The organism is Flagellimonas algicola (assembly GCF_005937185.1).
Lineage (GTDB): Bacteria > Bacteroidota > Bacteroidia > Flavobacteriales > Flavobacteriaceae > Flagellimonas > Flagellimonas algicola.
The window spans coordinates 387,374-410,806 of record NZ_VCNI01000002.1 but is presented as its reverse complement, the minus strand read 5'-3'; the positions used below and the strand labels follow the sequence as shown (position 1 = coordinate 410,806).

General features: G+C 43.1%; 17 protein-coding genes. 8 read left to right on the top strand and 9 right to left on the bottom strand.

What is annotated here, in order from left to right; genetic code table 11:
• Position 1 precedes the first annotated feature (1 nt).
• The 5 genes from FGG15_RS10640 to FGG15_RS10620 are packed head-to-tail and all read right to left on the bottom strand — an operon-like array spanning position 2 to position 8,531.
• The gene (locus FGG15_RS10640; protein WP_138836052.1) at positions 2-2,248 is read right to left on the bottom strand and encodes a GH92 family glycosyl hydrolase; all 2,247 of its coding nucleotides are present in this window, start codon (positions 2,246-2,248) and stop codon (positions 2-4) included.
• Between the two features lie 21 nt (positions 2,249-2,269).
• Positions 2,270-3,358 (bottom strand): carbohydrate-binding family 9-like protein, encoded by a 1,089-nt coding sequence (locus FGG15_RS10635; RefSeq protein ID WP_138836050.1) that lies wholly within the window; start codon positions 3,356-3,358, stop codon positions 2,270-2,272.
• 7 nt (positions 3,359-3,365) lie between these two features.
• Complete coding sequence (locus FGG15_RS10630; protein WP_138836048.1) at positions 3,366-4,355, bottom strand: glycoside hydrolase family 130 protein; 990 nt, start codon at positions 4,353-4,355, stop codon at positions 3,366-3,368.
• A gap of 27 nt (positions 4,356-4,382) precedes the next feature.
• Positions 4,383-6,260 carry a sodium:solute symporter family protein gene (locus tag FGG15_RS10625; RefSeq protein ID WP_138836046.1) on the bottom strand — a complete coding sequence of 626 codons (1,878 nt, stop codon included), beginning with the start codon at positions 6,258-6,260 and terminating at the stop codon, positions 4,383-4,385.
• A gap of 21 nt (positions 6,261-6,281) precedes the next feature.
• A complete protein-coding gene (locus FGG15_RS10620; protein ID WP_138836044.1) occupies positions 6,282-8,531 on the bottom strand; it encodes a GH92 family glycosyl hydrolase in 2,250 nt (749 codons plus the stop codon).
• A 227-nt stretch (positions 8,532-8,758) separates the two neighbouring features.
• Here FGG15_RS10620 and FGG15_RS10615 point away from each other — a divergent pair, with 227 nt between their 5' ends.
• The 7 genes from FGG15_RS10615 to FGG15_RS10585 all read left to right on the top strand — a co-directional run bounded on the left by FGG15_RS10615 (position 8,759) and on the right by FGG15_RS10585 (position 18,476).
• Complete coding sequence (locus tag FGG15_RS10615) at positions 8,759-9,844, top strand: sensor histidine kinase (RefSeq protein WP_138836042.1); 1,086 nt, start codon at positions 8,759-8,761, stop codon at positions 9,842-9,844.
• Positions 9,841-10,557: a LytR/AlgR family response regulator transcription factor gene (locus FGG15_RS10610; RefSeq protein WP_138836040.1), complete on the top strand. Its 717-nt coding sequence runs from the start codon at positions 9,841-9,843 to the stop codon at positions 10,555-10,557. The genes FGG15_RS10615 and FGG15_RS10610 overlap by 4 nt, the downstream gene beginning before the upstream one ends.
• 140 nt (positions 10,558-10,697) lie before the next feature.
• Entirely contained in the window at positions 10,698-13,046 is a 2,349-nt protein-coding gene (locus tag FGG15_RS10605; RefSeq protein WP_237561803.1) for a PSD1 and planctomycete cytochrome C domain-containing protein, read from the top strand.
• A gap of 2 nt (positions 13,047-13,048) precedes the next feature.
• Positions 13,049-14,539, top strand: a complete 1,491-nt coding sequence (locus tag FGG15_RS10600; protein WP_138836038.1) for a DUF1501 domain-containing protein — start codon at positions 13,049-13,051, stop codon at positions 14,537-14,539.
• On the top strand, positions 14,536-15,573 hold the full coding sequence (locus tag FGG15_RS10595; RefSeq protein WP_237561802.1) for an NHL repeat-containing protein: 1,038 nt from the start codon (positions 14,536-14,538) through the stop codon (positions 15,571-15,573). Before FGG15_RS10600 ends, FGG15_RS10595 begins: the two co-directional genes overlap by 4 nt.
• Complete coding sequence (locus FGG15_RS10590; RefSeq protein ID WP_138836036.1) at positions 15,570-16,421, top strand: chitobiase/beta-hexosaminidase C-terminal domain-containing protein; 852 nt, start codon at positions 15,570-15,572, stop codon at positions 16,419-16,421. The genes FGG15_RS10595 and FGG15_RS10590 overlap by 4 nt, the downstream gene beginning before the upstream one ends.
• 9 nt (positions 16,422-16,430) lie before the next feature.
• Positions 16,431-18,476, top strand: coding sequence for a DUF2231 domain-containing protein (locus tag FGG15_RS10585; RefSeq protein WP_138836034.1), 2,046 nt, complete (start codon positions 16,431-16,433; stop codon positions 18,474-18,476).
• On the opposite strand, the gene FGG15_RS10580 is transcribed toward FGG15_RS10585, so the two are convergent.
• The 4 genes from FGG15_RS10580 to FGG15_RS10565 form a co-directional block, all read right to left on the bottom strand.
• Entirely contained in the window at positions 18,469-19,605 is a 1,137-nt protein-coding gene (locus FGG15_RS10580; protein WP_138836032.1) for a formylglycine-generating enzyme family protein, read from the bottom strand. The genes FGG15_RS10585 and FGG15_RS10580 overlap by 8 nt on opposite strands.
• Before the next feature lie 11 nt (positions 19,606-19,616).
• Complete coding sequence (locus FGG15_RS10575) at positions 19,617-20,657, bottom strand: UDP-glucose--hexose-1-phosphate uridylyltransferase (protein WP_138836030.1); 1,041 nt, start codon at positions 20,655-20,657, stop codon at positions 19,617-19,619.
• A gap of 2 nt (positions 20,658-20,659) precedes the next feature.
• The gene (gene galK, locus FGG15_RS10570; RefSeq protein ID WP_138836028.1) at positions 20,660-21,790 is read right to left on the bottom strand and encodes a galactokinase; all 1,131 of its coding nucleotides are present in this window, start codon (positions 21,788-21,790) and stop codon (positions 20,660-20,662) included.
• A 252-nt stretch (positions 21,791-22,042) separates the two neighbouring features.
• Entirely contained in the window at positions 22,043-22,372 is a 330-nt protein-coding gene (locus tag FGG15_RS10565; protein WP_138836026.1) for a YegP family protein, read from the bottom strand.
• Between the two features lie 228 nt (positions 22,373-22,600).
• Here FGG15_RS10565 and FGG15_RS10560 point away from each other — a divergent pair, with 228 nt between their 5' ends.
• Positions 22,601-23,431, top strand: coding sequence for an amidohydrolase family protein (locus tag FGG15_RS10560; RefSeq protein WP_138836024.1), 831 nt, complete (start codon positions 22,601-22,603; stop codon positions 23,429-23,431).
• Positions 23,432-23,433: the final 2 nt, after the last annotated feature.

The following is a 23,433-nucleotide window of genomic DNA, read 5'->3' as shown; positions in this document are numbered from 1 at the left end:
GTCATCTATAAATTTTATTGGTTTCTGGGGAGGCTCCAATTTTTTCGTTAGCCAATTTTGGATCGTTGGTTAAACTAAATTCCAAGGTGCCTCCAGAAGTAATTTCTTTATGGGTAATATAATTTCTATCCAAAACAGCCCCATTGAGGGTGACGTGTTCCACGTATTTCAGCTCTGGTGCATTGGGAGCTTGTATGGTAAAAGACTTGTTATCTGGAAGGGCAAGTGTTGCCTCTTCAAACAAAGGAACTCCGAGATCATAAACTCCTTGGGCCGGATTAACCGGATAAAATCCCAAGGCGCTAAATATATACCAGGAGGACATTTGCCCACAGTCCTCGTTTCCACAATGTCCGTTGGGTTCGTTTTTGTATTGATTTGCCAATATTTCCCGGACCAATTTTTGGGCCTTGGCAGGTTGGTCAATATAGTTATAAAGATACGCAACATGATGGCTGGGTTCGTTCCCGTGCGCATACTGGCCGATCATTCCCGTGCTGAACAAGGGGAGCTTGTCATCAGGTTCGGGGGCGTAGCTGAACATGGAATCCAATTTTTGGGTAAAGCGACCACTTCCTCCAGTCTTGGAAATGAGGCCATCTATGTCTTGCGGCACAAACCAATAGTAGTGCCATGCATTGCTTTCACAGAAATAGGGAGTGTACGCTTTGGGAATAAAAGGTTCTATAAATTTCCCATTAGTGTCTTTGGGCTGTAGCCAGGACCTTTTTTCGTTATAGAGATTCTTCCAATTTTGGGAACGCATCAGAAAACGTCTGTAATCTTCCATTTTCCCCAAATCTTTGGCAAACATGGCAATGCACCAATCATCAAAAGCATATTCCATGGTTTTGGAAACCGACCAATTTTCATGCTGTTCATCCACCGGGATATAGCCCAATTCTTTATAGATGTCGATTTGCCTGTCGTTGACCATCGCACTTTCGCGGCAAGCTTGGTAAGCCAGTTCCGAATCAAACTCAAAACCTTTAAAATAGGCGTCCACGATTACTGGAACTGCATGATACCCAATCATCATATGGGTCTCACTTCCCTGCATGGACCAAACTGGCAACACTCCCGTTTCTTGGTAATGGGCCAGAAGGGATTTGACTATATCCGAAACCCGTTCCTGTTGTACAAGTGTGTACAAAGGATGCGCTGCTCTAAAAGTATCCCAGAGTGAGAAAGTATCGTATCTGTTGTACCCTGAAGCTTTGGCCACGGTATCCGTTTGTGGGAGATGTTTCCCTTGGGTGTCATTGGCTGCCTTGTATTCCCCATTGATATCGCTATACAAGGTGGGGGCTAGCATGGACTGGTACATCATGGTATAAAATATGGCCTTTTGGTCTTCGCTGGCGGTGCTGATGTGTATCTTCTGAAGTTCCTTTTCCCAGCTTGCTTCTGTTTGGGAACGAATGGCATCAAAATCCTTATTGGCTTCAATTTGAATGGCCTTTCCAGCTGCTTCACTGCTCACTGATGACAAACCTGTTTTAACCACGACTTGTTCCCCATTTTCAAGCTCATAGTCCAAGCTTATTTTGGCTGATGTCTTATCTCCATTGATTTGGTAAGATGCAAAGGGTTTGGAAAACTGCATTTCAAAATACAGTTTTTGATTGCGGGCCCAGCCATTGGACATACGATACCCTTGCAAGGTGGAGTCATTTACCACTTCGATGAAAGTGTCCGTAGGACTGTCCCAGTTTAGGCTGTACCCTAAATCCACATGGATTTGGGTTTGCTCGTCTTTGGGAAAGGTATAGCGATGCACACCCACTCTGGCGGTTGCTGTCATTTCGGCTTTTATTCCATAGTCCAAAAGATCCACCCAATAAAAACCTGGAGATGCGCCTTCTCTGGTATGGTCAAAGCTGGAGTAGGGTTTGAAATTATTTTCTTGGATTCGACCCGAAAACCTGCTGTTGGTGGGCATCACCAAAATGTCATAAAGATCCCCTGCGCCTGTTCCGGTTAAATGGGTATGCGAAAAACCAGTGATAATAGAATCCTGATAATAATAGCCTGCTATGCGATCCCAGCCTGGAATACCAATATCGGGACTCAGTTGTACCATACCGAATGGGGTAGTGGCGCCAGGATAAGTATTTCCGGGACCATCCGTCCCAATAAAAGGATTGACAAAATCGATTAGCTGTTCGGTGGAGTTGCCTTTTTCGGGTTGAGGATTGCAAGCGAATACTAAAATGAACAACCCTATATACAAGTGACCCAACTTCATGATCTTATCTTTTGATCTATGTTATTTGCTTAAGACCCTGAACTTCCCGTCTGAACCTACAGCCAAGATTTTTTTAGTAAAAGGGCTTTTCGTCCAAATGGTGAATCCTGTTTTGTGGTTTTCCAGTTCCGCGATTACTTTCTTTCCTTGAATTATTTTTGGTTCAGTGAACTTTTGCCCATCTGCTATCTTCCATTTGAACTTTCCTTTTTGCTGAATCAAATCGCGATATAACTCGTACAGATACCATTTAACGTAATCGTCCTTGGGGATTTCAAATTTGTCCGTTGTGGTGCCCACTTCGTTCTCAGAAAAATATACGTAACCCCATCGTTCGGGTTCATGCATATTGATGACATACTGCGGAGACCAGACCCAGTTGTATTCTGGTAAATGTTTGCCTGTTTTTGGGTTTTTCTTTCTCGAATACTTCCCATCCTTGATATCATGGTCCCAATTCACCCTGGAAAATCCAACCCTCCAAAATTTGCCTTTGGGAACATTGTCTTGGTAATAACCGGTACGTAAATCCTGAAAGGGAATCGCTATTTCCAAGGTCCACCCCTGGTCGATATCGGAAGGATCATTAAGCGTTCCCTGTATGGCGACTGCAGATTGCATTCCCAAAGCCTCCCATCCATTCAAGGTTTCGTTGCCTGCGCGATATGGGGCGGTGAGGTATTGATCCCAAACGGTGTTTAATACGTTCCACTCCAGTTCATAATACCCATGCACGTCTCCTTCGGGATCTAGGAATACCTCGAAATCATTATTGTGGAAAATCACCGCATCATGTTCCGTAATGTCTCCCCAAACGTGTGGTTCTTTCATTCGGGCAAAGAAGTAGATATGGGTTTCATCCCAAAGCATCTTGACTTGGGTGTCGTAGATAGGTTTCTTAACGCCTTCAATGTCGATAAACAAATCGGACCACGGGGCATTTTTCCATGAAGATTCCTCTGCTAGGCCATCAATTTTTATGGTTTCTGTTGCCTTATAGGCAACATATTTTCTAGGAGTTTCTTGAGCAGATAACAGTATGCACCCTACATACAAGGAGAAAAGGATGAAACTGATGAGCTTTTTGTGTTTTTCAGCAAAATCTTTCATGGTGGACTTACAAACTGTTTTCTTTGGTGAATTGGACTATTTCGGATATCCGCCCAAAAGCTAGGGCGGTAACGGTGTCGGCGGCGCCATAATAAATGGCTACCTTGTCTTCTTCAATACTGTGCAAACTTGCACATGGGAATACTACATTGGGAACGTCTCCAACACATTCATACGGGGTTTGGGGCGAAATAAGATAAGGTTGTGTGCGATATTTAACCTGATCAGGTTGGTCCTTGTCCAAAATAGCCGCACCCATGGAATATCGGAAACCATTGCAAGTATTGATAACCCCGTGGTAAAACATAAGCCATCCTTCATCCACTAAGATAGGAACAGAACCGGCCCCAATTTTGGTGCACTGCCATGCACTGTCCTCAAATGGTGAAGCTTTCATGACACAACGGTGCTCGCCCCAGTATTTCATATCGGGGCTATAACTGATGTAAATATCTCCAAAAGGTGTATGGCCATTATCGCTGGGCCTGCTGAGCATGGCATATTTGCCATCTATTTTTTCAGGGAACAGCACGCCGTTTCGGTTGAAGGGCAAAAACGCGTTTTCGCATTGGAAAAACTCCTTAAAATCAAAAGTGTATCCAATCCCTATGGTTGGGCCATGGTACCCATTGCACCAAGTGATCCAATATCGGTCCTCAATAAAGGTAACCCTAGGATCGTATTTGTAATCAGAATCTATCATGGAAGTGTTGCCCTCCTGGAACGATATAGGGTCATGATTGATGTCCCAGTTTAGACCATCCTTACTAAAACCGGCAAAAATGTTCATCTGGACGGCCTTATTGTCACATCTAAAAACCCCCGCATAACCATCTTCAAATGGAACTACGGCGCTATTAAAAATACTGTTGGACGAAGGAATAGCGTCTCTTTCAATGATGGGGTTATCACTGTACCGCCAAATTACATTCGTATTGCCGTCAGGTCTTTCTTGCCAAGGAATTGTATTCACTTTTTCCAATGTTTGATATGCCATAAATTGATTAACCTATGGTTGCGGGTCTTAATTTGGGATTTTTTGGACCCTGTTCAACCAAGTATATTTTAGAATTATTGAAGTTATTAAAAATACCACGAGTGAAACCAGCATTTTTGGGTAGTCCCTTATCAAAAGGTAAATGGGGAGCAGGATCATACTGGATTGCCAAATGATTCCAATGGCACAATTGAGCATGTCCATCCAAAAATCATTGTTCTTTTCAAAGGAACTATCCTCCTGTTTTAACTGGGTGTAAATGGGCTTCCACCAACCCCAAGGTTTTACTTCCTTGTAAAAGGACTTTAAAACTTCAGTGTCCGTTGGTTTTGATAGATACGTGCCCAGATAGGAGCCCAGTAAGGAAACGCCAAAAATAATCGGGAACAGATAAATTGCATGCACATGGGACACTTCGTAAAGGAAGGTGTCTTCGGTAAAATTGCCTTTGTTCTGATCTAGGAAATATTGTAAGCTGGCCACCACAAGACCGGCAACCATGCCCCAAAAATAGCCCCAACCATTAAAGCGCCACCAAATCCATTTGAGGAAATTGGCAGCAACATAGCCGCCATATAGGGCACTAGTAATCCAAAGGGTCAAAGAGTTGATTGAATCTGCAAAGAAACCCATACACACTCCAAGTCCCACTACGGCAAAGGAAGCAATATGACTAGCTTTGATATAGTGTTTGTTGGAAGCTTCGGGCTTAAAGTACTTTTTATAAATGTCATTGACGATATAGGCGGGCCCGGAATTAACGAAGGCTGAAAAGGTGGACATAAAGGCTGCAAGAAGTCCAGCCAATAACAGGCCCTTAACCCCAACGGGGATGTGATTGTTGATGACTTTGGGAAGGATGACTTCCAAATCCCCACCATTCAATCCTGGGTTTGTGCTCATTTCCGGAACAAGGGTGACCAAGGCAATTACTACAATGCCTGCTATCAAGAGATATCGTGGAATATACAGAACCAACCCAGTGAATCCGCTCATATAAGCTGATTCTTTTACAGTACGCGTGGAAAGAATACGTTGGAAATCGAACCCAGGCACAGGTCCCGCCACACTGGCAAAGAATCCCTTAAACAAGGTCATACCGATGAATGCACCAAACATTTTATAACCCTCGGAATCTATTAGATCATTGAAAGCCTGGAATTTATCACTCCAATGTGGCCCAAGCTCGTTATTGAAAAAGATACTCCGCCATTCTGGGGACAACACCGCGTTGATGTCGACCTCAGCAACATTGATAAAGGTGTATCCGGCAACCAAAAGTCCGGCAATGACCATAATCAAATATTGCAGCACTTCGGTGGCTACCACAGAAAACATTCCCCCTTTTATGGTATAGATGGTGGTTAGAACAATAATAATCAAGGCATAGGACTGTTCCGAACTCAACAGAAGCGTTTCACCAACAAACCAGCTAAGGTCCCAGGGCAATATGATGGTCATGAACTTACCGGCGCCTTCAAAGAAATAGGCAATGAAGCCTACTGTGGAAATAATGGCAAAAACCGCAATGATAAAATGCGAAGCCCTACCTGCCCTTCCATCCCCAAAACGGGTCAGGATCCATTCGGAGCCCGTCATAATATTTGACCGGCGAATCCAAACGGCCAAAAACATCATTACAAAAATCTGGTTCCATACGGGCCAAAGCCACATGAACATAAAACTTTTGGCGCCATAGAGGAATAAAATCCCGACCATCCATGCTGTCCCGGACACATCAAACATTCCGGAACCATTACTAAGTCCCAAATAGTACCATTTGATGTTGTTTCCCCCTAAAAAGTAAGAGTCAAGACCTTTGGAGGCTTTTTTGGAGACCCAAATTCCAATGAATAGGGTCAGCACAACGTATATGATTATTATTGACAGGTCTATTAATTCCATATAGTTTTTTCTGGTCCTTGGTTATACTCCCCAACTTTTGTTGGGTTCGGGTCCCATCTCAAATTCCAGGGTTCCTCCCGCTATAAGTTCTTCATGGGTGATGTAGCTTCGTTGGAGCAATGCTCCATTAAGCGTTACTGATTGGATATACTTATTGGTGGGGGAGGTATTCTTGGCTGTTATTATAAATTCGTTGTACTGCGCTACCGAAAGGGTCACTTTATCAAAAATGGGACTTCCCAATTCGTACTGTCCAGAGGCTGGGTTCATGGGATAAAAGCCCATAGCACTAAAAACGTACCAAGCTGACATTTGCCCACAATCCTCATTTCCGCTGAGTCCATCTGGTTGGGTGCTGTATTGGGTATCTAAAATTTCCCGAACCCATTCTTGGGTTTTCCATGGTTTTTTGGCCTTATTGAACAGATAGGCAATATGATGACTGGGTTCATTTCCATGGGCATATTGTCCAATTAAACCGGAGATGTCTACAGAAACATTGTCACCAGAAATTTCGGAACTTTCCGAAAAAAGTTGTTCCAACTTGGTAGTAAACGGCTCTGGTCCGCCATGAAGTTTGATAAAACCGGGGACATCATGCAATACAAACCAGCTGTGCTGCCAAGCGTTGCCTTCGGTATAGTCTGTGTGTTCCCTATGGTTGGAATGCTTGGGGTCAAAAGGTTGGTTCCAGCTTTGTCCATCTTTGGATTTACCACGCATAAAACCCGTATTGGCATCAAAAAGATGTTTATAGGCATTGGAACGATTTAAGAAATAAGCGTAATCTTCATCCTTGCCCAAGGCTTTGGCCATCTGGGCCACACACCAATCGTTATAGGCAAATTCCAGACTAATGGTCACGGATTCATCCAAAGACGTATACGGGATGTAACCAAATTCTTTATATGGAGCAAGCCCCCTTAGGTCTCCCATCATAGTATTTTTTACCGCTTGATAGGCTTTTTCAGTATCATACCCTCGAATACCCTTCAGAAAGGCTTCGGCTATCATGGAAACCCCATGATTCCCTGTCATGGTATTGGTTTCGTTGCCATAAAGCGTCCATACCGGAAGTCTACCTTGCTCGTCGTAGTAGGCCAACATGGACTGAACTATATCACTCGCACGTTCGGGCTGCAAGATGTTCAACAAGGGGTTTTCCGCTCTAAAAGTGTCCCAGAGCGATAGGGTGGAGTAGGCATCCCATCCAGAAGCTCTGGTAATGCTATCGTTTTGTAATCTAAATTCCCCATTGGTGTCGCTGAAGCGAACGGGGGCAATTTGCGTGTGATATAAAGCAGTGTAGAAAATAGTCTTCAGCGAATCCTGCGGTGTTTCCACTTTGATTTTGGAAAGCAATCCCTCCCATTCGCCATGGGTATCGTTCTTTACCTCTTCAAAAGTGCGGTTGGTACCATGGCTTTCCAAATTAGACTTGGCATTGTCAATGCTTACTGAAGAAACCGCTATCTGCAGCTCAACCACATTCCCCGAATCAGGACTAAAGAAAAACTGTCCACCTACTTTTTTTCCTTTGGCTTCGGATGTACCGTCCGAAATGGAGCCATCGGAGATAAGTTCTGACGAGGTGATAGGTAAAGAGGATTTAACCACAAAAAAGAGCTTTTGGTTTTTCGCCCAACCCGTGCTATGTCTATATCCAACCAAGGTCTTTTCATCTTCTTGCACAAGGGAACAATCTACCGGGGCATCCCAGTTGACAGCGTACCCTAAATCCAAAATGAAAGAGGGTTCATCACCCTCCGTATATGTGTATTTATGAAACGCTACATATGCATTGGCGGTAAGTTCAACCTGAATTTCAGGTTCATCCAGTTTTACTTTATAGTAACCGGGTTTGGCCACTTCATTGTGGTGCGAAAATGCTGAGGTATAAGGCAGACTATCTCTTGGTTTGCCAAAAAGGGTCAAGTCCACTTTTTTAGGGGTGGGCATCAAAAGCAAATCGGCCAAGTCTCCAATACCTGTGCCACTCAAGTGCAATTGCCCAAATCCGGATATGATCGAATCGGAAATATGATAACCTGAACACCAGTCCCATCCAGCAGTGCCATTATCTGGGCTGGGTTGAACCATGCCAAAGGGAGCCGTGGCACCTGGATACGTATGTCCATGTTCGCCTGTTCCAATAAAGGGATCTACAAAATCAGTAAGTGTATCCGCAGGAGCCGAAGACGTATTGGTATCTGCACAGGATAAGCTTAAAACAAGCACAGCTACAACCAGAAATATTGCGCTCCTGCTCATTGGTCATTTGGATTAATATTGAGTTTTTTTATACTTTCCCCCAAAATATATTTGATTTTCTTATAGCGTTTGGTTGGATTAGCTGAATCCGTTGGTCGTGTTAGGTTAGAAAAATGTAATCCTAAATATTTATAATTTTATTCGCTGGTCGAATAAAATTAGACCAACAACCAGCCCCAAAAGCTAAACAACAGAAAAACCTACAATCAAAAAAAACACTGCGATTCATGTATATAAATGACAAGTTGGAGGAGCTGTTGAAGGTTGAATCACCCCAGCAGTACAAAATCACCTATAAGCACCATATCATTTTTTGGGGCATCTATTTTTTGCTCAATACTTTACGATGGGGAAGTATCCACAATGATTTTGCTTTATCATTGAAAACCAACTTAATAGGTTTTCCCATTCACATTGCACTTTCCTATTTCAACATCTACTTTTTGATGCCGAAATTTGTGTACACCAGAAAGTATTTTACCTATGCTTTAATGGTGGTAACCTGCCTGTTCATCATGCTCTTGGTAAAGTTCAATCTGACCTATTATTTGGTAAGTACCAATGTAATGCCGGAAGGGCCGGAGCATGTGGACAGCCTTACCCTGAATTATGCCATTATTACCATGTTCGGCGAATTGTATGTGGTTGCCTTTGCCACTGCCATTAAGGTTACTGTGGATTGGCTTAGGGAGCATAGCAAACTGCACGATTTGGAAAAAAGACAGCTGACAACGGAGTTAAAGTTTTTACGCTCCCAGGTTTCCCCTCATTTTTTCTTCAATACCTTAAACAATATTTATTCCCTCACCTTGGAGAAATCAGATAAGGCGCCGGAAGTTATTCTTAAGCTTTCCGGCTTAATGAGGTATTTGCTCTATGCTACCAGAAAACGCAAACAGGATTTAAAAAGTGAGATTGACTGTATCCAAAATTATATTGATTTGGAACGCATACGATTCAATGATACCCTTGAAATTGATATTGGAATTTCGGGGGATTTGGAGAACAAGGAAATTGCCCCAATGTTACTGGTTCCCTTAATTGAAAATTGCTTTAAGCATGGGGCAAGCAAAAACATCGGCGATATGAATATCACTATAGATGTCAATGTCGATGAGGATTTTTTGTATTTTAAAGTATCCAATACCATTCCTAAAAGTGATACCAACAGCAAGGTGGCCACCAGAGGTGGAGGCATCGGGCTTTCCAACGTAAAGAAAAGGTTGGAATTGGGTTATGATCAAAATGATTACGAGCTTTCTATCTTTGAGAAGGAAAAAATGTTTCATGTGGATTTAAAATTAAAAGTATGACGGCTTTGAGAGTGATAATTATTGATGATGAACCGTTGGCGATCAATGTGCTAAAAAATTATGTGGAGCAGGTGAGCCAATTGGAATTGGTGCAGACCTTCTCCAATGCCATTGACGCCAACCTGTTCTTACAGGAAAATGAAGTGGACATCATATTTTTGGATATCAACATGCCCATTCTGGATGGACTCAATTTTCTCCAATCCTTGCAAGTGGCCCCTATGATTGTCATTACCACGGCCCATGAAGAATATGCCCTTAAAAGTTTTGAATTGGAGGTCATTGATTATTTGGTTAAACCTATTCCGTTTCCAAGATTTTTAAAAGCGGTCAACCGTATCATTAGCTTAAAACAAGGAGCTGCAAATTCGGGCCATTCGGCCAATGAAAAACCCAGCATTTTTGTGAAAGTGGATAAGAAGAAGCTTCAAAAGATCTTTATTGATGAAATTGTGGTAGTGGAAAGCTTGAAGGATTACATTCGAATAAAGACCACTTCCGCAAAATATATCATACACAAAACACTGGGGAGTTTTACGGAAGAACTGCCTTCAGACAAGTTTCTTAGGATACATAGATCCTATACCATAGCAATTGACAAAGTGGAATCTATTGAAGGAAATAGCCTGGAGGTAGACGGTATCAGATACACCATTGGGCGTAGCTATTTGAACGAGGCCAAAAGCCGAATTCTCAACGACTCCATTACCTAGAGCTGCACCGTGCTGGTTAACAGCAGCTTCTGGAGATTTACTACATTGATCTTTTCGCATCTGTTATTGGTCGAATTTTTTTAGGTAAGTCGGGTTATCTGGGTAGTTTCAAGGCAAAAGGGATTTAAAATCAATAGGACATGTCCGACGCTTCAAAGACGAGAAGAATGGTTTTATGGGTTTCCGCAGTTTTTGCTGGAACCATACTTCTATTTAGTTGCCAAACCAAAAAAGGGGAATATGCATCGGTAAATACCGGAGATTCCAACAAGCAGATTCCCGACTCAATAGATTTTTCATTCCACATCAAACCCATTTTGTCTGATCGCTGTTTCGCATGCCATGGACCTGATAAAAATGCCATTGAAGGGGGACTTTCCCTAAATAAAGCTGAAGATGCTTTTGCTGCCATTGGAGAAAACAAAGACCGTTATGCCATTGTGCCTGGCGATTTGGAAAAGAGTGAACTGGTGCACAGAATTTTCAGTGAAGACCCCAATTTGATGATGCCTCCGCCTGAATCCAACCTTACCCTGTCCAATTATGAAAAGGAATTACTCAAGAAGTGGATAGCCCAAGGTGCGGAATTTAAAAAACATTGGGCATTTGTGGCCCCTGAGACTCAGCAAGTACCCAAAGTGGAAAATGATGATTGGAGCCAGAATGAAATTGACCAATTTGTGTTGAAAAAACTGGAGGAACAAGGCTTTCAACCCTCCAAAAAAGCAGCAAAGGAGCAATTGATAAGAAGAACCTTTTTTAGTATAACGGGTTTGCCTCCCAATGCAGAACAAGTAAATGCTTTTCTGGAAGACAGCACAGCTGATGCTTTCGAGAAAATTGTGGATTCTTTACTTGAAACCAAGGACTATGCAGAAAACATGGCGGCCGACTGGATGGATGTGGCCCGCTACGCGGACACACATGGCTATCAAGACGATTTTGAGCGAATCATGTGGCCCTGGAGGGATTGGGTAATTCATGCATTTGGCAAAAATATGCCCTATGACGAATTTGTTACCTATCAATTGGCCGGTGACATGTTGCCTAACGCTACCAAAGAATCCATTTTGGCTACTGGCTTTAACAGGAATCACAAGATTACGGCTGAAGGTGGTGTCATTCCAGAGGAGTATAGGGTAGAATATGTAGAGGATCGCACCAACACCTTCGGTACGGCATTTTTGGGACTCACCTTAGAGTGTTCCCGTTGCCATGATCACAAATACGACCCGGTAAGCCAAGAAGAACATTTCCAACTCTTTAGTTTCTTTAATAATGTGGACGAGGATGGACTTATGGCAAACGCCCAGGTCATCCCCAAACCCTATATTTCCATAAGCCCTGATGAGGCCAATGGCGTTTTGGATTTCGTGAACATGACCCACTCCAATGCAGAAGTCAAGGTTATGGTTATGGAAGATATGATGGAACCAAGAGATGCTTTTGTGTTGAATAGAGGAGCCTATGATCAACCCACGGATCAGGTTTTCCCTGCAACCCCCGAAGCAATTTTTCCCTTTCCTGAGGAATTACCTAAAAACAGACTTGGATTGGCCCAATGGTTGTTCCATAAAGATAATCCTTTAACCGCCCGTGTGGCCGTAAACCGTGTCTGGCAACGAATGTTTGGTAAAGGTTTGGTGGAAAGTTCCTATGATTTTGGGAATCAGGGCGCCTTACCTTCGCATCCAGAATTGTTGGATTATTTGGCAATCAAATTCAGACAGGAAGGTTGGGACATCAAACAAATGATAAAATACATAGCCATGTCGGCCACCTTTCAGCAAAGCAGTGAGATTTCTCTTGAAATGCAAGAAAGAGATCCTGAGAACACCTATTTGGCAAGAGCAACTCGACTTCGATTAGGCGCTGAAATGATTCGGGACCAAGCATTAAAATTAAGCGGGTTGCTGAGTGCTGAAGTAGGAGGTCCCAGTGTTAAACCTTATCAGCCCGAGGGAATTTGGGAAGAAACTACCGGAGGAGGCGGGGGAAGTACGGCTAGGTATGTACAGAGTGAGGGCAACGATCTTTATCGTAAAAGTCTTTATACTTTTTGGAAGCGTACTGTGCCACCACCAAGTATGATGACTTTTGATGCGGCATCCAGGGATTTGTGCAGTGTAAAAAGACAGGAGACCAACACCCCTTTACAGGCATTGGTGTTATTGAATGATCCACAGTTGATAGAAGCCGCCAGAGCCATGGCGTCCAAAGCCATGAATATTGGCGAGGTTGAGGAGCAAATCAGTTACATTTTCCAAAATGCCACATCAAGGACTCCTGGGCAGGATGAAATGGAAGTGCTACAAAAGTTCTATGCAAATGCCTTGGAAAAAATCAATTCGGGCGAGATTTTACCAGAGGAATATCTATCCATTGGGGAATTTAAGCCTAGTGAGAATGTTTCCCCAGAGACCCTTACAGCCTTGGCGCTGACTACGCAAACCATATTTAATTTGGATGAAACCATAACAAGAGGCTAATTATGAGCGAAAAGAAAATATTGGCGGATAATGCCCTAAATCTTAACCGAAGGGCATTTCTGGGCAAATCCGCTCTAGGTATTGGAGGTGTGGCCCTAGGTTCGCTTTTAGGCTGTAATTTCTATAGAAAGGATGGCGAATTGCTGGCCAAAGCTGATAATCCAATGGGTATTAAGGGAATTCTCCATTCTCCACATCACTCTGCAAAAATAAAACGGGTTATCTATTTATTTCAAAGTGGGGGGCCATCGCAGTTGGAGCTTTTTGATTACAAACCTGTACTTAATCAGCGTAGGGGAGAAGATTTGCCAGAATCCATTCGCAACGGACAACGTTTGACTGGAATGACCTCCGGGCAGGACAGTTTTCCCTTGGTAGGTTCCCAATTTGGATTTCAACAACATGGGAAAAATGGGATTTGGATAAGTGATTTGCTGCCCTATACCGCCAAGATGGTGGATGATCTCTGTATTGTAAAATCCATGTATACCGAAGCCATTAACCATGATCCAGCGGTTACCTTTTTTCAAACGGGGTCCCAACAGCCGGGAAGACCCAGTATTGGTTCTTGGTTGAGCTATGGATTGGGAAGTGAGAATAAAAATTTACCGGCCTTTACCGTATTGCTCTCAAGGGGAAGTGGTAGGCCCAACGGTCAACCCTTATACACACGCTTATGGGGTAATGGCTTTTTGCACTCCTTACACCAGGGAGTCCAATTTAGAGCCGCGAAGGACCCAGTACTTTATCTAAATGACCCAAAAGGGATTTCAAAAGAAACCAAGCGAGCCATTTTGGATAATCTAGCCGAATTGAATGAAAAGCAATATGAGGAATTTGGTGATAATGAGATCCAAAGTAGGATAGCACAATATGAAATGGCATATCGTATGCAGACCTCGGTTCCAGAGGTAATGAATACGGAAACAGAACCGGATTATATCTACAAAATGTACGGTGCGGATGCCAAAATACCAGGGACATACGCGGCCAATTGCTTGTTGGCAAGGAGATTGGCCGAGCAAGATGTGCGGTTTATCCAGCTATATCACATGGGTTGGGATCAGCATGAGAATTTACCAGATGCCATAGCCAAACAGGCCAAAGATGTGGATCAAGCCTCCGCAGCTCTTGTGGCAGACCTTAAACAACGCGGAATGCTGGATGATACCTTGGTGATTTGGGGAGGGGAATTTGGAAGGACAAACTACTCCCAAGGCTTGTTGACGGACACCAATTACGGCCGAGATCATCACCCCAGATGTTTTTCCATGTGGTTGGCCGGCGGCGGCATAAAACCAGGAATTGTCTACGGGGAGACCGATGATTTTGGATATAACATAACTGAAAATCCGGTACACGTGCATGATTTCCAGGCAACATTGCTGCATCTCTTGGGAATAGATCACGAACGTTTGACCTACAAGTACCAAGGTAGGAGATTTAGGTTAACCGATGTGGAAGGGCATATCGTTAAAGATATATTGGCATGATGAAACGAAGACAATTTATAGAAAAAAGCGGCCTTGCCGGATTGGGATTGGCTTCCATGGGTTCCATTTCCTTTACGGATGATTTTTGGAAGGATGCCGTTATTGGTCATGGCTCTCATCAATACAAAGTAGACCTAAACTGGGGGAAGCTCAATAGTGATAAATTCCCCGTGAAGGATTGTCATGAAATGGTTCAGGATGCAAAAGGGCGCATTATATTATTGACCAATCATACCAAAAACAATATTCTTATCTATGATCGATCAGGAAAACTTTTGGATTCCTGGGGGACTGAATATCCCGGAGGCCATGGGCTTACCCTACATGATGAAAATGGCACAGAATTTTTGTACATCTGCGATAACAATAGGCATGAGGTAATCAAAACCACTTTGGATGGAAAGGTAATCCAAGTGTTGCCATTTCCGAAAGAAAGTGGTAAGTATCAAAAAGCGGAAGAGTACATTCCAACAGAAACAGCTATAGCCAGCAACGGAGATATTTATGTGGCCGATGGTTATGGGTCTCAGTACATTACGCATTACGATGCCAAAGGCAATATCAAAAATATATTTGGTGGAAGGGGAGATGAGCCGCAGCTGTTTAACAACGCCCATGGTATTTGTATAGACGAAAGAGACTCCAATAATCCAACCTTATTGATTACGGCCCGACAACAAAACAAACTGAAGCGATTCTCCATGGATGGGGAACACCTAGAAACCATTGACCTACCCGGAGCCTATATCTGTAGACCAGTCATTCACAATAAGCATGTGTACTTGGCCACTATTTGGTCAGGGGATGGGTCCGAAGGCACTGGCTTTATTTCTATTTTGGATGGAGACAACAAATTGATTTCTGCCCCCGGGGGAAGTACTCCCACCTACGAAAATGGAACACTGAACCACATGCACCAGACCTTAAAAATCTTTAGACATCCCCACGATGTTTGTATTGATGCTGATGAAAATATCTATGTGGCCCAATGGAACTCTTGGGCAACCTATCCCATAAAATTGTTCCGAGTATGACGAGGCAAAAATTAGTTGCAACCTTATATTCTTGGACCAAATCAAATAGCCTTAGCGTACTTTTAATGGCCTTGCTATTTACGGGAATTGCTTCCTGTAAATCCGAAAAAACTACCTTTTTAAGCACTAATGAGGTTCAATTGGCTCCGCCAAGTATCCAAGTGGATTCTGCCCTCTTTATACATTCAGCTTTGGTACAAGTGCAACTGGCAGAAAATGGCTCGACTTTGCGATATAGCCTGGATGGCAATCCTGTGAATGAAAGCTCAGCGGCATATACACAAGCTGTTGAGCTGTTAAATTCTGCTGAGGTAAGGGTAAGAGCCTATCATCCCCAATTTACTGCAAGTGAGGAACGAACCATACGGGTTCGGAAGCTAACACATGATATTTCCCAAGCTTGGGTTGAGCTGGAACCACAGCCCAATACTTCATACCCTGGAAATGGAGCATCATCATTGACTGATGGTCAAAAGGGAAGTGTAAACTTTAGACAAGGAGGATATTGGCTAGGCTTTCAGGAAAATCAAATTGGGGTGAAAATGAAATTGGACGCCGACTTTAGTCCCAGGAAGATCATATTGAGCATGCTTCAGGATCATGGATCATGGATTTTTTTACCACACGCTGTCCAAGTACATTCCAACGGAAAGATTGTGGGATCCAAAGAAATGACCAATAGCTCTGTTTCTGGAGACAAACAACTTCAATACATAGAAATACCTGTTTCACTGGATAACAATCAAGAATTCACAATAAGTATACATCCATTGCAAAAAATTCCGGATTGGCACCCTGGCAAAGGCACCCTTCCCTGGACTTTTATCGATGAGATTATAATAGAATAACCGCACCAAATGCCACCAGGAAATTTACACCCCTTATTTGTTCATTTACCCATAGGAATATTGCTGTTGGCTTTCCTTATGGAATTGTATTATCGCAAAAAACCTCAACCAAAGGACAACGGAACTATATTGTTTGCTTTGGCGATTGGTGCCATTAGCGCCTTAATATCGGTGGTCACAGGATGGTTCTTAGGTGGAAATGGGGGTTATGATGAGCAATTATTGGATTTGCATAGATGGATAGCCATAGCATTTTCGGTGGGGGCCGCAGTCCTGTTCTTTCTGAAGAAATCCAGCAATAAACAAGCTCAAAAGTCCTATATGCCCGTATTTATACTAGTGTTGGTTTTGCTTACCGCAACAGGCCATTATGGGGGAAGCCTCACACATGGAGAGGATTTTTTGTTTGCAGAAAAGTACGAAGACCCAGTCATTGAAAATGTGGAAAAGGCCGCTGTGTATGCTGATATCGTTCAACCCATATTACAGCGAAAATGTGTGAGTTGCCATAACAGTGGCAAAACCAAGGGCGGGTTGTTATTGACTTCTGAAAACAGTTTAATTGCAGGTGGAGATTCAGGATCATTGTTGGATTCTTTGGAACAAGAGGGAATGAGCCTGCTGATGCATCGCCTTCATTTGCCTATGGAAGATGAAGAGCATATGCCACCCAAAGGGAAAGTGCAGCTTACCGCAGAGGAAGTTATGCTTATGGAATGGTGGATGGAAAACGAGCATTGCTTTGATTGCTTGGTAGAAGATTTGCACCATGAGGGGAAGTTAACGACTGCCCTGGAGGCCTTGGAAAAGGACACCTCTACCGAGGCCTTGTTGGCGGAAAAAGTGGATGAGGTTCCCCAAGATTTCATGGATCTTTTGGCACAGAACAATATTTCTGCCCAATTGATTTCAGAAGAAAAACCCTTGCTCTTGATAAACTTTTTACAGCGTAAAAATCTATCCGAAGCTGATTTTGAGTTACTGCAGCGTTATAAGGAAAATGTGGTGCAGTTAAATTTGGGCTATACCAACATGGATAATGAAATGATCAAGTTGCTTAAACCCTTTAAAAACTTATTGAAGTTGCAACTTCAGAATACCCAGATAACCAACGAGGGCCTGAAGGAAATCAAGCGGTTTAAACTGTTGGAATCCCTGAATCTTTTTGGAACCGATGTGGATGATACAGGACTGGATCAGCTGTCCAAATTAGCTAACCTAAAGAAGTTGTTTGTTTGGCAAACCCCAATGACCCCGGAAGGTCTGTTATCTTTTCAAGAGAAGCAAAGGCAGGTGGAAATACAAGGGCAGATCGCGGATAGTGTTTTTGCGGCTAGTACCCTGGGCCCACCCACAATTATTGCAGAGCATGAAGTCTTTAAGGATTCAATCCAAGTTTCCTTGGAGCAGTTTTTCGACGGGGCCAAAATCTTCTATGTCTTGGAAACAACTCAAAACGATACCTTGCCCAAAGAATATGATGAGCCATTTTACATCAATGAGACGGGTAGGTTAAGAACATTTGCCACTTTGGATGGCTGGGAACCCAGCCTGGAAAGCTCTATGGATTTTTTGAAATCTGGTGTGAAAGTGAATAGAATTAATTTGGTATCCGAACCACATCCAAAATATGTTTCCAAAGGAGGCAATACCCTAGTGGACTTTTCACGAGGCACCTCGAATTTTGTGGATGGAAAATGGTTGGGGTTTGAAGCAAAGCATATGACTGCGACTGTGGAATTTAAGGAACCAACTACCATATCCCATATTGCTGTTGGGAGTCTTTCCATACCCACAAATTGGATTTTTAGACCCGTCGGTTATACCGTTTGGGGTTCCAAGGATGGGAGCAGCTACACCCAACTAAAATCCATAGACCTACCTCTTGGACAACCGTCAATCAATATAGAACGGTTGATTTATGATATTGAAATCCCTCCCACCCAGCTGAAAAAAGTCAAACTATTAGTGAAAAGTCCCCTTAAAAATCCAGATTGGCATCCAGTGCCTGGAGGGAAGAGTTTTATATTCTTGGATGAATTGGTGTTTAACTAGGATCTTTTTTATTCGGTCTGGCATCCAGAACCGTTCGGAATCCTAGATGTTCCAATCCTGAATCCAAGCTTGTTGCCATCCGGGAAGAAATCCGATAACTGGCGCAATACGAAGCACTGCAAAGGAAGGATCCTCCTTTTATAACTTTCTCAACCGCATATGGATTGATGCTGTTAAACGCCCGGCTTGCTCCTTGGGGATTATGTTGGGTTTTTCCAACGGCGGCCTGTTCCTTATAGTAGTTGGTATTATACCAATCACTGGTCCATTCCCACACGTTTCCGGCCATATCATGGAGGCCATACCCATTCGGAGGGTAAGACATTACAGGAGCTCTGCGCACATACCCATCACTTTGGTCATTGGTGCGAGGGAATTCACCTGTCCAGGTATTGGCATTTTTGGAAAGGGATTCCACTTCATCGCCCCAATAATGAATCCCAGTGGTATTACCTCCTCTGGCCGCATATTCCCATTCGGCCTCTGTGGGCAATCTTCTGCCGGCCCATTCACAATAGGCAAGGGCATCTTCGTAGGCAATATGAACCACAGGCTCATTGTCCTTACCTTTTATGGAACTTCCGGGGCCGTTGGGTTGTTTCCAATTGGCGCCAATGGTCCATTTCCACCATTGGGAATAATCTTGCAGATTGGTGACCATCCCTTCTCGAAAGACCAAGGAGCCCGGCTGCAAAATGGAATCATGGGGTTTGGGTGTTCCCGCCGGCAGTTGCTTCTTCATTTCTTCCCAGTCAATTTTCCGTTCAGCCAAGGTGATGTAGCCTGTTTCCTTGGTAAACTTAGCGTATTGGGCATTGGTTACTTCCGCAACATCAATAAAAAACCCATCAACTGCCACGGAGTGACTGGGCTTTTCATGGCCCATGGCCATAGGGTCATTGGCAACCGCACCTTGATAGAAATTTCCTCCAGGAATCCATACCATACCCTTTGGAACTTCAATTCCTTCTGGTATTTTCGTAACTACCGATATCACCGCCTCTTTTTTTATGGGTGGTTGGGTAGCTTCAACCTCTTTTGGGGCAGTTTTTTCCTTGCAGCCCACAAGTAAAACCCCCATGACTAAGAGGAAGTTAAAAGAGGACCGGATCAAATTTCCATTCTTCATGCTTTGGTCTTTTAAGATTGACTGTAATGTACTTCGGATAATTCTCTTAAACTTTTAGCCGCCATTTCTGCTGTAATATCGCGCTGAGGATTTCCAAACATTTCATATCCTACCATAAATTTCTTTACGGTGGCGGATCGTAATAGGGGTGGGTAAAAGGACATATGGAAATGCCATTCGGGATGCTCTTGGCCATCGGTTGGAGCTTGGTGAATCCCACCTGAATATGGGAAGGACACCTCAAAAAGATTGTCAAACTTTATGGTCAATGCCTTAATAATGGTAGCAAAAGAGCGTTCCTCGGAAGCGCTTAATTGCCCAATGTTTGAATAATGTTTTCTAGGAATGATCATGGCTTCATAAGGCCAAGTTGCCCAGAAAGGAACCAGGGCTACGAAATCCTCATTCTCAGCAATAATTCGTTCTTTCGCCTCCAGCTCTTGTTTTAGATAATCACCCAAAAGACTTCTTCCATGATCTTGAAAGTATGCTAACTGTGTCGCCGATTTTTTGCGCGGTTCTTCGGGAATGGACGATTGCGCCCAAATTTGTCCGTGGGGATGGGGATTACTGCATCCCATAATGTCTCCCTTGTTCTCAAAAATCTGAACATGGTTGATTGCTTCCAGTGCCCCAAGCTCAGCATACTCCCGTTTCCAAAGTTTGACCACATCGGTAATTCCATCTACCGACATACGTGGTAAAGTGAGGCTGTGATCCGGTGAAAAACAAATAACCTTGCAAATTCCTTGTTCAGAGGATGCTTTGAAAAGGCCCTCGTCGTACTCAGTTTGCTCCCCGTCCATTAAAATGGCGCCAAAATCATTGATAAAGGAAAAAGTGCTTTTGTAATCTGGATTGACCTCTCCGTTGGCCCTGGTGTTGGTAGGGCATAAGTAACAATTGGGGTCGTATTGTGGTCGCTGGTCCGCAGCTGATTTTTCGGTCTTTCCCTGCCATGGTCGTTTGGTCCGGTGCGGTGATACCAAAATCCATTCCCCGGTGAGAATGTTATATCTCCTATGCGGTTGTTCGGTCAACATTTTTGACATGCTTAGCTTACGAGTTTTACCCCATCCCCGATGGCAACCGTGAATGGACTTAGTTGAATATTGAATTTTTCGGAATAGGCTTGGGACGCTGCTGCAATAAATGCATCCACCTGATCATGCTGAACTAAATTGATGGTACAACCACCGAAACCACCGCCCATCATTCTGGATCCAATGACACCCTCAAAACTTTTTGCCAGATCCACAAGAAAATCAAGTTCCGGACAGCTGACTTCATAAAGTTGGCTCAACCCGGAATGGGATTCAAATAGATTTTGACCGAATGTCATCAAATCTCCCTTTGCCAATGCTTCGCTAGCTGCAATCGTCCGTGCATTTTCCTGAACCACATATCGAATTCTATCAAAGGTCTTGGAAGCTAAACCAGGCCCAATTTCATTTACAATTTCCTCTGGAACCTGGGCCAATACTTTTTGACCAGGATATTTGGCTTGTATGGACTTAAGTCCCGATTCGCATTCTTGCCGTCTGAGGTTGTACTCGCTTGTGGCTAAATTATGCGACACATTGGTGTTTAGCAGCACAATGGCGTAGGAGTTAAAATCTGCTGGAACGTATTTATAGGATTGATCGTTGCAATCCAAACGAATTAGATTTCCCTTTTTACCACGAACTACTGCAAACTGATCCATGATACCGCATTTGGTGCCCACAAAATGGTGTTCGGCGTCTCTGGACATGGTTATGATTTCGTCATCAGTGAGCCCAATGGAAAACAATTGGTCAAGTCCTTTGGCAATACCACATTCCAGGGCAGCGGACGAACTGACTCCGGAACCAATAGGTAGTTCGCTTTCCACTATACAATCAAACCCACCAATTTTGTTGGGATGCGCTTGATCAATAAAATGAACAACGCCCAAGAAATAGTTATGCCATTCCTTTTCACTGATTTTGATTTGATTTAGGTCAAACGCGAAGTGATCATCGTAATTTTTGGAGTAGCAATTGCATTTGGAGCTACCGTTTTTTCTAAAATGAAGTCTGACTTTTAGATTGATTGCTGCTGGCAGTACTTGGCCGCCATTGTAATCCAAATGCTCCCCAATAAGATTGATTCTTCCTGGTGACTCAACAAGTATTTCAGCTTCAAAGTTTTTGTAATCCGACATAGTATGGGCAGGATTTTGACCGTAATTCTCCGGTGCGATTTTCGCGTGTCTAATTTCCAATTTTTTTTGGTACTGGGCATTGATTTATTGTCAAAAAGAAAACCCTTTTTGTGATTTTCCGTTTGAATCTTGTTCGGTTGTGTACTTGGATTTGTGTTGTTTTGGCCTGGTAGAAGATATGATGGCAACAAAAAAAACAGCCCAATTGGGCTGTTTTAACTTTTGGATGTAAAAAGATTTCCTTCGTAGGCCTTACGAATTGTCATCTACATCAGCACCGGGAGCATTGCTTTTCACCGATGCAATTCCATTTTCCATGGCAGAAGAGCTGGAATACATTTCACTTGCTCCAATGACCTGACCGTTGGATGCTTTTAAATTGAAATAAGGACTTCCATCCTTGGCCGTTTTTCTATCGTATCGATTGTCATCTTGGGAATTTGTTTTAACGGATTCAATCCCATTTTCGCATGCAGCTTTAGTAGTGTATGCTTCACTACTTAGAATTACTTGCCCGTTGCCTGCTTTTAAATTGAACCTAAATTGCCCTGATTTGTCTGTTTTAATTTCGAATTTACCCATGGTAGTATTTTTTAATTGTAATAAAACTAAGTTTTTTCTTAAAACTATACTAATTAGACACAGCAATATTTATAAAGTCACAATTGATCGCTTGTCGCTTTCGATTTCCCGAATATCAAATTCCAAAAAAGAGAAGGTTTTCGTCACAAAATTCTCCCCAAAATTGAGGTCTTTGCCCAAAGAAAAACACTAGATTTGATACATCCAATCCAATAAAACCAGTGCTAAATGACCATTGATTCCCACCAACATTTTTGGAATTATAATCCTGAGAAACACGCATGGATTGATGATGAAATGGCTGTTATCCGTCGTGATTTTCTTCCGGAACACCTAAAAAAGGTATATGCCGAGAATGACATCAATGGCTGTGTAGCGGTCCAAGCGGACCAAAGTTTGGAGGAAACCGACTTTTTACTGGACCTGGCTGCTACCCATGATTTTGTAAAAGGAGTTGTAGGCTGGGTGGATTTGCGAAGTGTTTCTGTGGAAAAGGAATTGGAAAAATACCAATCCAACCCGCTCCTAAAAGGGTGGAGGCATGTGGTACAAGGTGAACCCGACCATAATTTTTTGTTACGCCCCGGCTTTACCCGGGGGATATCCCTCCTGAAGAAGTATGGTTATACCTATGACATCTTGGTTTTCCCCCATCAGTTGGGAGCAGTTCTGGAATTTGTGAAACAATTTCCCAACCAGCAATTTGTTATTGACCATATTGCAAAACCCTATGTCAAAGATGGCTTTTATGATGGCTGGGCTGTACTTATGCAAAAGATTGCAGAACACAGGAACGTACATTGTAAGCTCTCTGGAATGGTTACCGAAGCCGATTATAAACACTGGGTCCCCGATCAGTTTGATTCCTATATCAATTTGGTTTTGGAGGCTTTCGGACCGGATCGGGTCATGTTTGGTTCGGATTGGCCTGTTTGCCTTGTGGCGGCCAATTACCAACAAGTAAAGCAATTGGTCACCAACGCCATTGCAGGCTTAAGCCAGACCGAAAAAGACAAAATAATGGGTGCCAATGCCATGGCTTTTTACAACTTGAAATAGCT

Coding starts and splice junctions, on each gene's coding strand:
- FGG15_RS10640 (WP_138836052.1), bottom strand. CDS start 2,248: ATGAAGTTGGGTCACTTGTATATAGGGTTGTTCATTTTAGTATTCGCT.
- FGG15_RS10635 (WP_138836050.1), bottom strand. CDS start 3,358: ATGAAAGATTTTGCTGAAAAACACAAAAAGCTCATCAGTTTCATCCTT.
- FGG15_RS10630 (WP_138836048.1), bottom strand. CDS start 4,355: ATGGCATATCAAACATTGGAAAAAGTGAATACAATTCCTTGGCAAGAA.
- FGG15_RS10625 (WP_138836046.1), bottom strand. CDS start 6,260: ATGGAATTAATAGACCTGTCAATAATAATCATATACGTTGTGCTGACC.
- FGG15_RS10620 (WP_138836044.1), bottom strand. CDS start 8,531: ATGAGCAGGAGCGCAATATTTCTGGTTGTAGCTGTGCTTGTTTTAAGC.
- FGG15_RS10615 (WP_138836042.1), top strand. CDS start 8,759: ATGTATATAAATGACAAGTTGGAGGAGCTGTTGAAGGTTGAATCACCC.
- FGG15_RS10610 (WP_138836040.1), top strand. CDS start 9,841: ATGACGGCTTTGAGAGTGATAATTATTGATGATGAACCGTTGGCGATC.
- FGG15_RS10605 (WP_237561803.1), top strand. CDS start 10,698: ATGTCCGACGCTTCAAAGACGAGAAGAATGGTTTTATGGGTTTCCGCA.
- FGG15_RS10600 (WP_138836038.1), top strand. CDS start 13,049: ATGAGCGAAAAGAAAATATTGGCGGATAATGCCCTAAATCTTAACCGA.
- FGG15_RS10595 (WP_237561802.1), top strand. CDS start 14,536: ATGATGAAACGAAGACAATTTATAGAAAAAAGCGGCCTTGCCGGATTG.
- FGG15_RS10590 (WP_138836036.1), top strand. CDS start 15,570: ATGACGAGGCAAAAATTAGTTGCAACCTTATATTCTTGGACCAAATCA.
- FGG15_RS10585 (WP_138836034.1), top strand. CDS start 16,431: ATGCCACCAGGAAATTTACACCCCTTATTTGTTCATTTACCCATAGGA.
- FGG15_RS10580 (WP_138836032.1), bottom strand. CDS start 19,605: ATGAAGAATGGAAATTTGATCCGGTCCTCTTTTAACTTCCTCTTAGTC.
- FGG15_RS10575 (WP_138836030.1), bottom strand. CDS start 20,657: ATGTCAAAAATGTTGACCGAACAACCGCATAGGAGATATAACATTCTC.
- galK (WP_138836028.1), bottom strand. CDS start 21,790: ATGTCGGATTACAAAAACTTTGAAGCTGAAATACTTGTTGAGTCACCA.
- FGG15_RS10565 (WP_138836026.1), bottom strand. CDS start 22,372: ATGGGTAAATTCGAAATTAAAACAGACAAATCAGGGCAATTTAGGTTC.
- FGG15_RS10560 (WP_138836024.1), top strand. CDS start 22,601: ATGACCATTGATTCCCACCAACATTTTTGGAATTATAATCCTGAGAAA.